Annotated in this window: 13 protein-coding genes; 8 read left to right on the top strand and 5 right to left on the bottom strand. The window is 39.2% G+C overall.

The window, feature by feature from the left end; genetic code table 11:
• Positions 1 to 13 precede the first annotated feature (13 nt).
• Both HZA77_02955 and HZA77_02950 read left to right on the top strand, forming a co-directional pair.
• Positions 14 to 1,483, top strand: coding sequence for a glycosyltransferase family 39 protein (locus tag HZA77_02955; GenBank protein MBI5374365.1), 1,470 nt, complete (start codon positions 14 to 16; stop codon positions 1,481 to 1,483).
• A complete protein-coding gene (locus HZA77_02950) occupies positions 1,480 to 3,543 on the top strand; it encodes a glycosyltransferase family 39 protein (GenBank protein MBI5374364.1) in 2,064 nt (687 codons plus the stop codon). Before HZA77_02955 ends, HZA77_02950 begins: the two co-directional genes overlap by 4 nt.
• A gap of 49 nt (positions 3,544 to 3,592) precedes the next feature.
• Here HZA77_02950 and HZA77_02945 read toward each other — a convergent pair whose 3' ends face one another.
• Positions 3,593 to 6,061: a response regulator gene (locus HZA77_02945; protein ID MBI5374363.1), complete on the bottom strand. Its 2,469-nt coding sequence runs from the start codon at positions 6,059 to 6,061 to the stop codon at positions 3,593 to 3,595.
• A gap of 276 nt (positions 6,062 to 6,337) precedes the next feature.
• Between HZA77_02945 and HZA77_02940 the strand changes: the two genes are divergently transcribed.
• From HZA77_02940 to HZA77_02915, 6 genes are all read left to right on the top strand, one after another.
• Complete coding sequence (locus HZA77_02940) at positions 6,338 to 7,243, top strand: glycosyltransferase (GenBank protein MBI5374362.1); 906 nt, start codon at positions 6,338 to 6,340, stop codon at positions 7,241 to 7,243.
• An 85-nt stretch (positions 7,244 to 7,328) separates the two neighbouring features.
• Positions 7,329 to 8,303 carry a polysaccharide deacetylase family protein gene (locus HZA77_02935; protein MBI5374361.1) on the top strand — a complete coding sequence of 325 codons (975 nt, stop codon included), beginning with the start codon at positions 7,329 to 7,331 and terminating at the stop codon, positions 8,301 to 8,303.
• 62 nt (positions 8,304 to 8,365) lie between these two features.
• Positions 8,366 to 8,770, top strand: a complete 405-nt coding sequence (locus tag HZA77_02930; GenBank protein MBI5374360.1) for an Rrf2 family transcriptional regulator — start codon at positions 8,366 to 8,368, stop codon at positions 8,768 to 8,770.
• A gap of 293 nt (positions 8,771 to 9,063) precedes the next feature.
• Positions 9,064 to 10,185 carry a radical SAM protein gene (locus HZA77_02925; protein ID MBI5374359.1) on the top strand — a complete coding sequence of 374 codons (1,122 nt, stop codon included), beginning with the start codon at positions 9,064 to 9,066 and terminating at the stop codon, positions 10,183 to 10,185.
• 45 nt (positions 10,186 to 10,230) lie between these two features.
• A complete protein-coding gene (locus tag HZA77_02920; GenBank protein ID MBI5374358.1) occupies positions 10,231 to 13,125 on the top strand; it encodes a cobalamin B12-binding domain-containing protein in 2,895 nt (964 codons plus the stop codon).
• Positions 13,118 to 14,005, top strand: coding sequence for a radical SAM protein (locus tag HZA77_02915; protein MBI5374357.1), 888 nt, complete (start codon positions 13,118 to 13,120; stop codon positions 14,003 to 14,005). Before HZA77_02920 ends, HZA77_02915 begins: the two co-directional genes overlap by 8 nt.
• Before the next feature lie 18 nt (positions 14,006 to 14,023).
• Here HZA77_02915 and HZA77_02910 read toward each other — a convergent pair whose 3' ends face one another.
• The 4 genes from HZA77_02910 to HZA77_02895 all read right to left on the bottom strand — a co-directional run bounded on the left by HZA77_02910 (position 14,024) and on the right by HZA77_02895 (position 16,866).
• The gene (locus HZA77_02910) at positions 14,024 to 14,878 is read right to left on the bottom strand and encodes an HDOD domain-containing protein (protein MBI5374356.1); all 855 of its coding nucleotides are present in this window, start codon (positions 14,876 to 14,878) and stop codon (positions 14,024 to 14,026) included.
• Positions 14,879 to 14,956: 78 nt separating this feature from the next.
• Positions 14,957 to 16,018 carry a chemotaxis response regulator protein-glutamate methylesterase gene (locus tag HZA77_02905; protein ID MBI5374355.1) on the bottom strand — a complete coding sequence of 354 codons (1,062 nt, stop codon included), beginning with the start codon at positions 16,016 to 16,018 and terminating at the stop codon, positions 14,957 to 14,959.
• Between the two features lies 1 nt (position 16,019).
• Positions 16,020 to 16,490, bottom strand: coding sequence for a chemotaxis protein CheX (locus tag HZA77_02900; GenBank protein MBI5374354.1), 471 nt, complete (start codon positions 16,488 to 16,490; stop codon positions 16,020 to 16,022).
• Positions 16,477 to 16,866 carry a response regulator gene (locus tag HZA77_02895; protein ID MBI5374353.1) on the bottom strand — a complete coding sequence of 130 codons (390 nt, stop codon included), beginning with the start codon at positions 16,864 to 16,866 and terminating at the stop codon, positions 16,477 to 16,479. The genes HZA77_02900 and HZA77_02895 overlap by 14 nt, the downstream gene beginning before the upstream one ends.
• Between the last annotated feature and the right edge of the window lie 3 nt (positions 16,867 to 16,869).

Here is a 16,869-nt window from a genome sequence, read left to right as displayed (position 1 = left end):
TTTTTAACTTTTTATGAAAAGTAAAACTAATCTGAAAAAAGTCCGGATATATTTTTTATTAGCTGCCATAATAATTGGCTCCGGCATAGCTGTAAGACTCTATAAAATAGATTCTCCTCTTGCCGACCATCAGAACTGGAGACAGTGCGACACCGCGTCAATGGCAAGGAATTTTTATCTTAACGGAACTTCTATCCTTTCACCCCAGATAGACTGGGGAGGAGATTCTTCCGGTCTTGTTGAATCCGAATTCCCGCTTTTTCAGTATTCAGTTTCTTTATTGTACAGGATAGCAGGGGAATATGACATTTTAGGAAGATTATTCTCTGTCTTTCTGTTTTCTTTGTCTGCGGTTGTATTCTACCTGATAGTCCGGATACTATATGGGGAAGATTGTGCCTGTGCTTCCCTTTTCTTTTTCACATTCTCTCCTCTCTCTATCTATTATTCGAGGACTTTCATGCCTGAAATGCTTCTCATCTTTTTTATTGTGTTGTCACTTTATATGCTGCTGCTGTGGAAGGAAGGAGGGAGAAAATATTATATTCATCTCTCGGCGCTATTCTTTGCCCTTGCCCTGCTTGTCAAGGTCCTTGTACTTTATCTGATGGTTGTCTTTGCATTCATCATATACCGGAACTCGTCCAATTTAAAAAAATTTGGGAAAGATATCTCGGTCTTCAGTTCTATAGCATTGCTTCCTCCGATTTTCTGGTATGTGTATGCATATTTTATTTATCAGAAAACAGGCCTCACCTTCGGAATACTCTCCGGCGGGTTTCTTAAATTCACATCAGGTTATGACTGGAGAAGTGTTTTATTTTATGAAAAAATTTTTAAACGGCTTTTTACGCTTATGATAACTCCTGTAGGACTGATTACATTTTGTGCAGGTTTGCTAATCGAAGAAAAAGATTCAAAGAGAAACTGGATTTATATCTGGCTCACTCTCCTTCCTGCTGTTGCAATCCTTGTTGCTAAAGGATTTTACTCCCATGATTATTATCTTTTGCCCTTTCTTGTACCATTCTCAATAATTGCAGGAAAGGGGATGATGCCTGTTTTGCAATCCAGTGGAACATCTGTGATTGCAAAAGCAGCGGTTGTTTTAATATTTGCCTCTGCCATTCTTTTTTCAGGCTATTATACACTCGAAGGGAAAATGTACATGGAAAATGGATTTTACAAGGTTGACAAAAGGCTGCTCAAAACTTCTGAACAGATAGCCGGAGCGACCAGCCAAAATGATCTTATCATAGTTGCAGGAACAGAAGCTGTCACCCCAGTACCGTCGCTTTTTTACCTTTCAGGCAGAAGAGGCTGGTATGTTGATATAGAGGATGTAACATCTGGCAACATCGGTGTCCTCCAAAAAAAAGGAGCAGTGCTTGTTGCCTCAATAGAAGCAGAGAAGATTAGAAGAGACAAAAACTATAAAGAGATTGAGGCTACACCCTACGGCGCTATTATAAAATTGAAATGAAGAGTCTTGCTGCCATGTTAAGGGAAAACAGGAAAATATCGGGACTGTTGGTTTTTATTTTTTCCTTTCTGCCGGTGCTTTTTACCCTGACTGACATAGGAATATCCTGGGATGAGGTCTACATTAATGATGATGCGGCTAAGCTTTATACAGACTGGCTAAAACTTGCAGTGCACGATATTAAAAGAGGAGATTTAAGTTTTGCTTCTAAGGAGGTTGCTGACAAATATTTTGGCGCACTTGTAGAAGGTGGAGACAGGGTAAACTGGCACCCTCCTCTTGCCAGGTTCATGGGGGGGCTTTCATGGTATTCCCTCAAAGACGTAATTGGTGAATACAGGGCATATCGACTCCCTTCCGCAGTTTTTTTTGCCATCGAGAGCATGCTGCTTTTTCTCCTTGTTTCAAAATATTTTGGCGCAATGGCAGGCCTTCTTTCAAGCGTCTCTTTAATACTTATGCCTCATGTCTTCGGGCACGCGCATATCTTTGCCCTGGATACCCCAATCTCAGCTATGTGGTTTCTAACGGTTTTCTCATTTGTTTACGGACTTCAAAGCAGGCGGTGGGCGCTTGCAACAGGGATACTGCTTGGGCTTTCTCTTTCTACAAAGATCCATGCACTTCTTATACCGGCAGCTTTAGTAATCTGGTATATACTTACCCGCGACAGACGGGCAAAGATGAATTTCCTCTCAATGACTTTTTTTACGTTCCCTGTATTCATTATTTCATGGCCATGGCTCTGGCACAATACATTTAATCGTGCCATGGGTTTTGAGCAAGACCAGATAGGAGATCTTTCAACAAATTTTAAATTCACCTATTATCTCGGCGAATTAAAATCCTGGGATATCCCGTGGCACTATGTACCTGTCATGGTCATTTTTACTGTTCCGCCATTAATGCTTATAGCGGCAATTGCAAGTATTATAAACATAATAAAAGAAGGGAAAAGATCAGGAAAAATTACAGATCAGAAAATGAGTATGATGTTGCTTTTCCTCGTCAATGCAGCAGTGATGCTCGGCGCAGCATCGTCTCCGGGTATTCCAAAATATGATAGTGTGCGGCTTTTCCTTCCGGCATTTACTTTTATTGCAGGACTAAGCGGAATAGGTGCCGCTATGATTGTTGACCGCTATGGGAAAAAAGTATGGCACAGAATAGCAGCATGTTCTTTATTCCTCATATTCCCTTTTGTCTCGCTCTTGATGATACATCCCTACGAACTTTCATACTATAACATTTTGATCGGAGGGTTAAGTGGCGCGCAGAAGATAAAGCTTGAAACTACTTACTGGGGAGATACCTTCAATAAGGATTTTCTTTATGTTCTCAAAGAGCGTTACAAAGGGAAGAAGATCCTTTATTGCGCATTGCCTGATGAATTAAGACAGCTCAAATTTTATAATAAAAATGGATATATTGACAGTTCGTTCATAGAAAACGGATACAGCACGACTGATGCCTATTCATTCAACAAGTCTTATGATTATCTGGTGCTCAACAGCAGACAGGGAGTTTTTAAAAGCCTTGAATGGTTCTGCTATGATTACATGATTCCTGACTACACAGTTTCATCCGAAGGGGTACAGCTTATTTCTGTTTACAAATCAATTGAGAACATTATCCGTGACGAAGAGAGGAGAATCGTACCTTCACGCAAATCAGTATTAATGTCAATACAGCGAGAATACAGCGATAATCCGGAAAAAATATGGCTTGCCATGACAGGCTACTGGGATAATCCGATTGTACCGGAAAAAATAAGATCAATATCCATAGATACCATGTTGTTGTTCCCTGCCAGCGGGACATACAGATTCGCTCTCTTGTCCAAAGGCAACATTGAATTTTCAATAGACAAATCCAAGATACATCCTTTAAGCAGTGAAAATAGTATCAGCACTTACAGCGTACAGGCTGATGCCGGATTCCACCTGATCGATATATCAATAAAAAAGTCCGGAAGCGCCAGATTCATGCTTGTCTGGCAGACTCCTGAAGGGGAAAAAGGTCCTGTAAAACCAAGATTCTTCGTACCTGTAAAAAACTAAACCGAAGTGTCAGGAAATGATAAGCTATGCCCGGGAAACTGCAAACCTATCAGGCAGGGTGACCATCACCAGAAATTGCCTCTCGTATCTTAAATAAAAGTTTTTCCGGCGAAATCGGCTTCGGGATGAAGTGCAGTTTATCCTTAATAATCCCTGATATACTGACAGTCTCTTCAGAATAACCGCTCATAAAAATCGCCTTAATTCCCGGCCTTATCTTCTTTATTTCCTCATAAACAGTCCTGCCATCTTTCTGAGGCATCATAAGGTCAAGGAGAATAAGCTCGATGCTGTCTTTATTAGCAGTGAACTTTTTCACCGCATCTTCGCCGTTAACAGCTTCTATTACCTTATATCCCTGTTCTTCGAGGAGCATTCTTACAATTTCCCTTACAGAGAGTTCATCTTCTGCTACCAATATTGTTTCATTCCCTTTAGGCAGTAATAATGCTGCACTGTCTCCTTTTTTTTCAGCAATGGATTCAATGAGCGGAAGATATATTTTAAAAGTAGTCCCCTGCGAAAATTCGCTGTTAACTTCTATATAACCGTTATGCTGTTTTACTATGCCATAAACTATCGCCAGCCCGAGTCCAGTGCCTTTCCCTGGGTCTTTTGTAGTAAAAAATGGTTCAAATATTTTTTCCTTTGTATCATCATCCATTCCAATACCTGTATCCGAAATAGAAATTAGAACATATCTGCCGGGTTTCATAAAGGCTGGGAACTTAATATACTCATCTTCAGTTTCTGCAATCTCTGTAGTAATCTGTAAAGTGCCTCCGTCAGGCATCGCATCCTTTGCATTCGTTACAAGGTTCATCAGCACCTGCTCTATCTGGCCGCTATCTGCCATGACAACCATATCCTGATCTGAAAGCGTCACCTTAAACTCTATTTTTTCGTTTACGAGCTTTGAAAGAAGTTTCTTTGCTTCATTTATTAATTGATTGAGGTTTACAGGTTTTGGCTCCATTATCTGTTTTCTGCTGAATGCAAGAAGGCTCTTGGTAAGATTACCTGCTCTTTCAGCTGAGGAAAGAATGGTATCTACATATGTTCTTAACGTGTTGTTATCTCCAACTTTCCTCTGCAGCATAGTGCCGTAACCGATTATGGCAGTAAGTATGTTGTTAAAATCATGCGCCACACCTCCTGCAAGCTGGCCCACTGCTTCCATCTTTTGAGAATGACGCAACTGAGCCTCAAGCTTCTTTTTTTCAGTAATATTATTAACAATTTCTATTGCAGAAATTATTTCTCCTGACTCGTTTTTCATTGGATAAGTTTTTGTTTCCACATAAACAGGGCGGTTATCATTGTCCCGGTGGGTATGGATGGAAGTATGTGGGTTGCCCGAAGAAAAAGTATGCCTGACGGCACAATCCTCACCTTCCTCATAACATGGTCTGCTTACATTATGGGATACTTCATAACAGTGCCTGCCTATTATATCTTTCAAAGGTATATTTGCCTGTTTTATATAAGCATTGTTTGCAGATATTATCCTGTACTCGCGGTCTACAACGATGAAGCCTTCGTCAACGGTTTCAAGGATATTTTTAATGAACTCTTCTGCTTTTTCCCGCTCAATGATCTCAGAACGGAGATTTTCATTTACCTTCGCTATCTCAGATGTTCTCTCCTGAACTCTTATTTCCATCTCGTTAACAACTGCCTTCAGTTCGCTTCTTTGTCTGAAAAACTCTGCAATCAGTTTTGCTATATTGCCAAATTCTGATTTTTCTTCCCTCAGACTCTCAATTGCATCAGGGGCATCTTGATTCAAGCTCTGCGATATTTTATTCAAAGGGGTTGTAACCCAGCGGATAATAAATGCAGGGATAATAATTAAAATAGCCAGAGAAAAGACCATGAATATGAAAAACACATTTTTGGACCATTGGTTGATCTCTGTCATTATATGGGAATTAGCAGATACATTAACGAATACCAGGGGTTTACCATCCCATCCATTGTATATTTTTGAAAATTCGATAACATCCTGTTCATTGGGATGGTCAGCATCCTGCTTCTTATTACCTGCAAAATCAGAGAGTATTATAGAACCGTCCACCAACTCCGAAATTTCATTAATATAAATGCTATCCCATAAACGTCCGGCAATAAGAAATCCTGATGGAGTTGTTTCCCTTTTGCTGTCGGCAGTAGCCTGAATCGGGGCTCCCCTGATTTCCATTAGTCCGCGGCTTGTGTTAACAAAGAAATGTGGGAAAAGATTTGTTTTAAAGATTTTCTTCAGCGCTTCTTCAGACAGGAGGTTTCCCTTCAGTTTTTCATCATTAAAACTGTTCGTAGAATATACATTGGAAAAATTTTTCGTATAAACCCAGACCACCTGAACATTGTAATTATGAATTACAATATCTATATTTTCATACGCCCATTTTTTATCCAAAGGCTGTGAAACCAGACTTACCATCCCATCCCAGTAGCTATAATCATTGGTAAAGCCTTCCAGTGTCTTGCCTTTAATATCGATGATTTTATCAAACATCTTCTCTCTGTAGATTTTACTTTCATTAGAAATGTGCTCTGCCTTCTGAAGTTGAAAATACTGCAGCGATACCAGACCGCAAATAAAGATAAATATTAGAAAGGACAATAAGATAATAATTTTAGTCTGTGTTTTCATTTCAATAAAATGTTAAAGATGCCAATATCTATTGCTATTAATTAATAATAAAAACAAGTTTACCATGTCTCTTTGGACTGGCAATCTAAATAAAAATCTTTTATTAGTATTTTATTCACTTTTTTAAAGAAGAATACCATGCCTTTAATCAGTATAGTCGTTGTGATATCTTCTATGGAACGGGAAAAAGAACTCCACTCCCTTGCAGACAGCCTCAAAATCCAGACATTTAAGGATTTTGAAATAATCCTTGTTGAAAACGGTGTTAATTGCAGCAATGAACAGATTGCACTTTTCAATGGAATGGATCTCAAACAGGTAAAATCTGAAATAAACACCGGGGTTGCAGGTGGAAGAAATATTGGTATAAAAAACTCTTCAGGAAAGTTTGTCATTTTTATTGATGATGATGCATGCTTTTCTTCTAATGAAGATATACAAAACATCATCAGATCTTTTGACAGATACCCTTCTGCCGGTGCTCTTAGTTTCAAGATTGAAGATATAAAACCTGAGAGCAGAGGGAAGAATATAGACCATGGTGGTTATCCTGTCCGGCGCGGGAAAAGACTTGATTCAGATACAGCATGCTCCTATTTTTTCGGGGGAGCCTGCGCTTTCAGAAAAAAAATATTTGAAGATATAGGCCTACTCCCTGAAGAATATTTCTTTGGTTGCGAAGAGCTTGATTTCTCGTTCAGACTGATGGAAAAGGGAATAGATATTTTCTTTATACCGGACGTAAAAATAAAACACTTTATGTCGCCATCAGGAAAATCAGAGGGTCAGCGTTCATATTATCTCATAAAAAATAGAATTAACGTTGCTTTTAAATATCTGCCTCTCCGCTATGCCATTATCCATAGTCTTTTATGGAGCGTTTTTGTATTTTTGGAAAGTATGCGTACATCATCATTAAAGCATTACTTAAAGGGATTGGTTCATGGTATAAAAAAAATACAGGCTGTCAGGAAAGATGACAATGTCTTAAGCGCTGAAACCATAAAAAAAATAAATAAATTAATGGGAAGGACATACTATTGAGATATTTTCAAAATTCTTAAGAGACAATGAACGGATTCTTACATCTGCACTATCTTTCCTTCTCAAAGGGAAAACGCAGCAGAAAATGCTTGATTCTTCTCTCTCAAAGCTCAAGAAGAGCTGTTTTCCTATACTTGCCTACCACAGGATAATTGATGAAAATGACGAGGATTCAAATGAAAATTTTTATTACGATGGGACTGTAAGCTGCACGGTAAAAGATTTTGAATCGCATATCTTTTTCCTTAAAAAATATTTCCGGATAGTTCCGCTTTCTGAAGTGGCAGATCATATTGCCAATTGCAAAATTTCAGAAGGGGGGAAACCCTTTGTTGCCATTACCTTTGATGATGGCTACAAATCATTAATCAGCAATGTGATACCTCTAGTTGATAAAAGCAATATACCCTGCACATTTTTTCTTCCTACGGGAATACTTTCAGGGGATGCGATTCCATTATATATATATATTGAGGCTGCATTAAACAACAAAGATTCATTCGAAATGCTTCTTAATGAATTGCATATCACTAAAAGTAAAAATCATCTCCTGCTAAAAAGATCAATTACTTCAATACTTGCCTCTAATAATCAGGGAAAAACAAGAAGTCTTGTTGAAAAGATTCTTAATGTAAATATGCTATTCGGTTATATTGAAAGGAATTTTCTTTCCGCAGAGGATGTCAGACATATTTCCTCTCCTTTTATTGAAGTTGCCTCACACAGTCATTCCCATGCTGATTTCAGCATGCTCGGAAAGGATGAGATCAAAAAAGAATTAACTCATTCAAGGGAATACCTCGAATCTGTCACATCAAAAAAAGTATTGTCCTTCGCCATGCCTTTTGGAGGAGAAAAATACTTCAGAAATATTAACGCACAGGTTTTTTCATCATCAGGCTATGAAAATACCTGTTCCACAGTTTTCGGTCTGAATACTTTCAGTGACAGCAGGTTAATGCTTAAGCGCATAGTTGTAAATGAGTTCGATACTCTTCAGTCTATAAAGTTAAAGCTTTCCGGGTATCTTGACCGTATGGCAAAAAGAATTAATGGCTAAAATAATAAATATTTTAAAAAAAATATTGACTTTGTGTTTTTTTAGCTATTTACAGATAATATATGTTACGTATTAAGCGTGATACAGATTATGCAATAAGGTGCGTTTTAAACCTGTCAAAACAGGAAAAAGGGTTTTCCAGGATAGATGCCCTGTCTGCCGACGAAGAAATACCTCGCCCATTTGTTGCCAAAATAATGCACCGTCTGAACAAACAAGGAATCGTGCAATCCCAGAGGGGTAAAGGCGGCGGTTATTCATTGGCCGTAACACCTAGTCAGTTGACTGTTTTTGATGTTGTTAAAGCAATGGAAGCATTACCACTTATAAATATATGCGTAAACGGGGAAGATGTATGCAAAAGGAAGGCAACATGCCCCATACATACCGTATGCAAGGAGGTCGAGCAAAACCTTATAAAAAACCTTCAAATATACTCTTTTCAGTACCTTGTTGATAAATCCTGAAGAAGTAAATTTGCTCCCCTATCTTAAGAAGTACTCAGCATGAAATCAATTTCCTGATAATCATTTCACCAGGCTAATTTTTCTCCTCAATGGGCAATCTTTTCCACAATAATTGTTTAAGAATGCTCTATTGAGAAAAAAGGCACCGCTTCAAAAAAAATATAAATATCAAATGGTTATTGTCTGATAATAATCCCTTCTCCTTCTAATAAACCTTTGGCAGGATTATTGCTTAAAGAGGCTTGGTATTTTTTATCTATGAGCATTTTTATTTATTAAAAGGAGGATTTTTTATGAAGGGCGCTGCAGCACCAAAAAAAGAAAACATCATAGAATTTATCCCCGACCTTAAGGAAAAGCTTAATGATGTAAAACAGTTCAGTTCTGAGAAAATTCTGCAACATTTGGACAGGGTCAGCGCATGGATAGATGGAGATAATCCTCCACCTATTACTGTTGAAATAGATATGACAAATGTATGCAATCACAAGTGCCCGGAGTGCGTTGTAAGTTATTACCAGCTTACAGACAGTAATTCCCTTTCAAGGGAAAGGGCAGAATCAATTATAGATCAATTAGGCGAAGAAGGAGCAAGGGGATTGATTTTTACCGGCGGCGGAGAACCATTATGCCATCCTGATACTCCTGATATAGTCGAGCGTGCAAAATCAAGAGGTATAGATGTCGGTTTTATCACAAATGGCCAGCTTCTAAAAGAAGAGTCAGCAGAGAAGCTTCTGAAAAATTGCACATGGATAAGGGTTTCTCTTGATGCTGCAACCCCTGAAGTATTCTTGAAAACGCATGGAAGGGACGGAAATGCTTTTAACAAGGTTGTAGAGAATATACGAATGCTGACAAGAATGAAAAAGGAATTACAAAGCAACGCCACAGTGGGAGTAGGATACCTGACCAGCAGGGAGACAAGCGGTGATTTGGAAAAAGCAACTATCCTTTGCAGAGATATGGGAGTTGACTATATCCAGTTTCGTCCAATGCAGATACATCGCGGCGGAAATTTTGAATACAACTGGGAAGATGTTACGAGGGAAATTGCGAAATGTATAAAATACAGCGGCAATGCCTTTGATGTCCTCCATTCAAAACATAAATACGACATGATGAACTCGAAAGATTATGGAAGGAATTACAAGGAATGCTATGGCCACCAGTTTGCTACGGTTATTGCCGCAACCGGCAAGATGTACATCTGCTGCCATCTCAGAGGTTATGAAAAGTATTGTATCGGGGATCTCAAGGAAAAAAGTCTTGCAGAGGTTTGGAATTCGGAAGAACGGAAAGAGGCCTGCGAAAAAATAGATTTTGATGACTGTATCCCATTGTGCAGGTGCAACACATTTAATCAGGTATTATGGAATATCACAAGACCCAAAGAACACGTATGCTTCCTGTGAGCGTCGCGCAGATAAAATAATTTTTTATAAATATTGGAGAGGAAAATGGCAAAAGTTCTTTTAGTCAATCCAGCCTTAGCCTATAGTTCGTGGGATGCTGATTTAAAAAAACCATCTCCTGACAGTATTTTCATACGTCTTGGACTAGCTTATCTGGCGGGAGCGCTTAAATCTAAAGGACATGAGGTTTTCCTTGTGGACTTCAGGATGCTTTCCGGCTGGGATGAATATAAGACTTTGTTAAAGAAAAATTCTCCTGACGTAATAGGATTTTCAATCCATTCTGTGGAATTTTCAATAGCTGTAGAAGCAGGAAAAATAGCCTCTGCCATCCTCCCAAAAGCTATGAGGGTTGCGGGTGGCATTCACCCTACTATGTTTCCCGAGGAATGTCTTAAGACAGGCGCCTTTGACTATGTAATACAGGGAGAAGGTGAAATAAGTTTTCCAGAGCTTATTGAAAACCCATCAAAGTTCCCGAAATATTCCTGGGGGAAAACTCCTGATTTAAACCAGATCCCGTTTCCTGACAGGGAGATCTGGTCGGATTATGATGTAAGAATGAACTGCGAGCCCTTTGGCTTGAAAAAATTTCATTTCCCTCTCCCTATGGCTGAACTTATGAATACCAGAGGTTGTCCCTTTAACTGCACATTCTGCTGCGGACCCGGAGAACATCAACTTTACACAAGGCTTGATAAGGATGGCAAACGCATTTCCTATATCAGGGGAAGAAGTGTTGAAAATGTGATTGCAGAGTTAGAGATGCTTAGGGATAAGTATGGTATCAGGTCTGCCATGTTTCATGATGACCAGTTTATAATGTCCCGCGAGTGGGTGGAAGAATTCACGCAGGCTCTTCATGATAAAGGCTTTGTAAAGAGCGGTTTCAAATGGGTTACATCTTCTAAGGCAGATGTAATTTGCAAGAACGAGGATTTAATAGAAAAAATGGCAGGCTCTGGCCTTGCATTTCTTATTATTGGCTTTGAGTCTTTCAGCCCAAGGATATTAAAATGGTTTAACAAGAAGGCAACTCCCGAGGACAATTTCAGGGCTACAGAAATATTACACAAGTATGGTGTAAAGATCTGGGCAAATTATATTTTAGGCATCCCCACTGATACAGGCTGGCATAAAGAAGATGATATAATGACAGTGGCTGGAGTATTAAAAGTCAAGCCTATCCATTATTCGCCGGCCCTTTACACTCCTGTCCCGGGAAGTACTCTTTTTGACTTCTATAAGAAAAACAACCTTATCATGTGCGATGGTTCTGTGGAAGATATGTCAAACCGCGGGAAAATGGCTGCAAAGGTAAAAGGTGTCGACTACTCATTTCTTGAAAAAATCATGGTAGATGATTCTGTTTTTGCCGCTGATGATAAAATGGATAAAAAAGAAACATCTAATTCTGTTGAACCTGCAAATGGCCAGTCAACTGCGGACAGTGACGACTATATCTTTAAAGCTAAAGCATTTGATGGGACTGTAAGCATAATAGATATGATGCATAAACGCTATCAGAGCGAGCTTGAAAAGAACAGGGAATTGAATAATCTTTTGGACCATACAAATCAGAAATTCCTCAATAGAAGTGCCACTTTGAATAAGACATTAAGCAAGTTGATGACATTCAATCCCATAAAAAGCAATATATCTGATGCCAGCTGTGCTGATGCTAAATTTTCAATAGTAATCCCAGTATTGAACGGTGGGCAGCAATTTATAGCTCTTATGGATAAAATAAAAAAACAAAAGAAGGTGAAGGATGTTGAGATAGTTATTATAGATTCAGGTTCCACTGACGGCACATTGGAAGTTGCTGCAAAGAATGGAGCAAAGATTGTTCAGATACCAAGGGAATCTTTTAATCATGGTGCGACGAGGCAGCTGGCAGCGGAACACGCAAGCGGCGATTATGTCCTCTATACGGTACATGATGCCCTTCCTGCCAGCGATTATCTGTTATACAAGATAGCTCAAACTTTTAAGGCATCTCCTGAGCTTGCAGCTCTCTCAATAAGGCAGATGGTAAATTCTGATGCCGACCTTTACAGCAGATGGATTACCGATATAACATATAACTCCTACGGATTTGACAGGGACGTAGAATACTATTTACAGGACAAAGAATCTTTTGACTGTCTGCCGGAGCAATTAAAGAGAAAAGTCTCATTTATTGACAATGTTTGTGCATGTTATTCAAAGAAATCTCTCCTTAAATATGGATTTAAAAAAATATCAAACGCCGAGGACATCGAGGCAGGGATGAGAATGGCACGGAACGGAGAGCACCTTGGATTTCTTTATTCCTGCGGGGTATATCACTGGCACTACAAGAATGCTGATTATTTCCTTAAGAGGAATTACAATGGCATGAAGGCATTTACAGAGCTTCTCGGAAATGAGGTGCCCAATTTTGAAACTCTCCATATATCTTCACTTAGGGATATAGCCCATAAATCATGGGTTCTCTATGACACAATAAAGATGTCAATTTCTGAGTGGGAACCGCAGGCAAACATAACACCCAATGATTTCAAGGCATTTCTTCAACTGTTAAATGAATCAACAGAAAATTTCTATGACAAGGTAAGAAAATTCAATGGTACTGCCTGTGATGAAGCAAGTCTAAAAAATCTGCTCCTTGAAATTAATTGTACCAATGGACATAAAGGCAGCGGCAACCCATTCAAATACAACCACATGTTTTCTAACTTTAATGAGCAAATGAAAAATCTCATGAAATATATTCTTGAAAATCATAACTCATTAAAAATAGGAAAAAAAGATTTTTCAGAAGCATTGTTTAAGATTGTTGCTTCCGAGATAGGGAATACGCTTGGATACTGGTATGAGGGGCATAAGCAGGTTAACAGGCATGAAGAGTTAGCAGACATGAACAGAATACTGGAAAAGGGAGTTTGCTTTGGCTGAGAACGCTATTCTCCGTTACCCAGGTCAGGACGTATGGGAAGGACTTCATCTTCCGGCATACTTTTCCATTGAGACGACAACTCAGTGTCCGGCTAACTGCATAATGTGCCCCAGAAGCAAGGTTCTTCAAACACGCAAGAACAAGCTGATGCCTGACTGGATGATCGATAAGATCCTGGACGAGATTGACTGGGAGTGTTTTATAAACTGGGAGTGGATTAACGATCCCCTTTGTGACGACAGGATATACGGCTTTATGAAAAGGGCTAATAGCAAAGGGATTGCAAACTGGATAACAACAACAGGTTATCTGCTCAACGAGGAAAGAGCTTACAGGCTCCTCGAAAGTAATACAGACATAATAGTTTTTTCCATTGATACGTTAAACCACGAGTTATATAAATACATAAGAGGCCTGCCGTTAAGTGTGGTATTGGAGAATGTAGAAAGGTTTATGGATATCAAACATAAGACCGGTTCAACGGCAGAGGTCTGGATTTCCAAAATACAGCTTCCCATTACGGTTTCAGAAGGATGGGAGGAATTTAAAAAGTTCTTTAACGAGCTGGGGATAAAAAAGGTACAGTTCCCTTCATATCGTTTAAGAGGCGGTGATTTAGACAAAGAGGCAATTCCCTGCGTACCTGATTCCAGAAGTTGTTATTTCATAGAAAACGAAATGTCAATTACCACTGACGGGAATATTATACTTTGTCCTTGTGAAGCTGGAGCATGGGTGGATCCGGTCTCAAACATATCCGACAGGCCTTTGCGTGAAGCATGGTTTACGCAAAAAAGAATTGATATGATAAATTTAGTAAGGACCCAGGGACTAAGAGCCAACGAGTTCTGCAGAGAAGTAGAGGGATTTCCAGAGTAAAAAAATCCGGTTAACAGCTCAATTGCTGAGATTGTATGAAGTACTCACTTTCTCAAGTTCTGTAATAAGGTCGCATATAAGTGATTCAAGGCTACTGTCAATAAGCTTTATAATGTTAATTTGCTGGAGCGATGCCCTGTAAGCCATACCATCAGATCCTATCCCTATCCCGGATATAAGACACAACAGATCGCTTACATGAACTATTTCGATATTCTGTTGCTGCGATTCAGGGCCTTTTGCAGGCTCATGATGATATTTTATTATTGCCTTGAGCTCCTCAGGAAATTTCCACTCATCAGCTAAAAAACCACCTATCTCCGCATGATCTGTGTTAAGTATCTCTCGTTCAGCCTCTATGAATGAACATTGTTTTTCAACAACCATCCTATGTATATTATTGTATTCCTCATTTACAAATTCACTTAAGATGAGCTTGCCGATATCATGCAAAAGAGATCCTGTAAAAAGTATATTCGAATTCTGAACAAAAAGTTTTTTTGATAACAACTGGGATGCTATTGCACATCCGATAGAATGTTTAAAGAGTTCCCCTTCTTTAAGATCATAGCCCTTTATATTGTCTTTCAATACATCAGCCATGCCGTTTGCCAGTGCAATTTTCAGGAGTTCTTCGGTCCCGAGATATGTTGCTGCTTCCTTGAGGGAACTTACTTTTCTCATAAGGCCATAATAAGCAGAATTACATATTTTCAGGACGTTTGCAGTAATGGCAGGTTCAAATTTAATTACATCTACTATTTCTTCTGGCTCTATTTCAGGGTTGCTGAATAAGGCTGCTGCCCTGCCAACAACATTCGAAAAAGGAGGTAACTTATCTACTTTCTCCATGATTTCATCAAGTCTGCTCATGGTTTTTTACCTCCTTTGAATATAGTGGTATACATGCTACATTCCGCATTATTGTAGTTTTTAAACATATTTTACTTCTCAGGCTGTCTTAACCTGTCTTATATTATCGTTATCAACCAGGGCATTTAGTAATGCCTGTGCTACGTCCTGCAGTGGAACTATTTCATCAGCTGCCCCAAGATTTATAGCTTCTTTTGGCATTCCAAAGACAACACATGATTGTTCATCTTGAGCAATAGTATGTGCTCCGTTTTCTCTCATTTTCAAAAGTCCCTGAGCTCCATCAGCCCCCATTCCTGTTAAAATGGCGCCGACTGCATTTCTTCCGGCATTAGCTGCAACAGAATGGAACAGTACATCCACGCTTGGACGCTGATAGTGGACATAGGGGCCATCTTTTATCTTTACGAAATAACGAGCACCTGATTTTTCCAAAACCATATGGTAATTACCCGGTGCAATCAGAACAACGCCCGGTACAACAGGGTCATTGTTCTTGGCCTCCCTTACCTCCATTCTGCATATCTGGTTAAGTCTTTCTGCGAATCCTGCGGTAAAATATTCAGGCATGTGTTGCACTATAACTATACCTGGCGTTGTAGGAGGCAATTTAGTCAGAACAGCTTCTATTGCCTTTGTTCCTCCAGTTGATGCTCCAATAGCTATAATTCTATGTGTAGTTTGAAGCTGAAATCCGCTTATCGATGCAACAGAAGATTGGCTCTCGCTAACATCCTGCATTTTGACAACTTTGGCAGTTGCGGCAGCACGTATGGCAGTTACTAAACGATGAGATACATTGGGTATGGAATAAGCAGAACCAGGTTTACATATTACATCAATTGCTCCAAGTTCAAGAGCCTTAATCGCGGTAGCGCTGTTTTCAGGTGTAAGAGAACTTACAACTATGACAGGTAATGGATAAAATTTCATTAACTTTGAAAGAAACGATAAGCCATCCATCCTTGGCATTTCCAAATCAAGGGTTATGACATCAGGACGAAGGCTGATGATTTTTTCACGAGCAATATATGGATCTATTGCACTTCCGACAACTTCAATCCCTTCATATTTGGAAAGTTCTTCAGTCAATACTTTCCTTACAACCGCTGAATCGTCTACGACCAGTACACGGATCACATTAGACCTCCTTTAAAAGCTCTAATCCCTCTTTAATGAAAAGTTGTAATTCAACTCGTCCCTCATCCAAAGTCATGCTGACAAAGACCATTTTTTCTCCATTTTGAGGTGATACAGGTTCAGAATTTTGAAGAATTTTCGGAGCTTCAAGATTAAAAACCTCTGCTACTCCGGCAATCTGAGGGAGAACGCTTCCGCATATGACATTTGAAACTTCCCCAAGCGCATCTATCTGTTGTTTGGCTGTTGATGCCTCTTCCCCCAGCATGTTTGAAGCAATTACATTAAGCAACCCTTTGTGCGCTCTTACAATTAATTTACCAGAAAATGGGCCGGAAAAATTCACAATCGACGCTACCCAGGTACGTAAATTTTTTTCAGTATCTTCATCATCAGGAGAACTAAACATGAAGCATAACTGTTCAAAAGCATTAGTAGCCGCATTCAGTAATATATTTTCAATCTTTTCCATTGAATTTTATTCCTATAATATTTGTAATGGTTTCTCTCAGAATTTCAGGAGTAAATGGTTTTTTTACAAAGTGTACGCCCTTGTTTTTGAGGGCTTCTATCCTGGGTTGGCTGCTTTCCGTTGATATCACTATTATGGGAGTATCTGCAGTTTGAGGATTTTTTTGTATTTTATCTATCATCTCTATGCCATTCATAACCGGCATATTGATATCAGCAAGAATGAGGTCAACCCACTTGGTGTCAATAACATCTATCCCTTCTTTTCCGTTTGAAGCTTCCATTATTTCACCAAAGGGAATACCACAAAGCTTAAATGTCTTGATTATCATTGCACGCATAACTGCGCTGTCGTCTACAATCAGTATGTTTAGCATAAA

This window comes from Candidatus Schekmanbacteria bacterium (assembly GCA_016219965.1).
Taxonomy (GTDB): domain Bacteria; phylum Schekmanbacteria; class GWA2-38-11; order GWA2-38-11; family J061; genus JACRJM01.
This window is presented reverse-complemented; position numbering and strand designations above follow the sequence as displayed.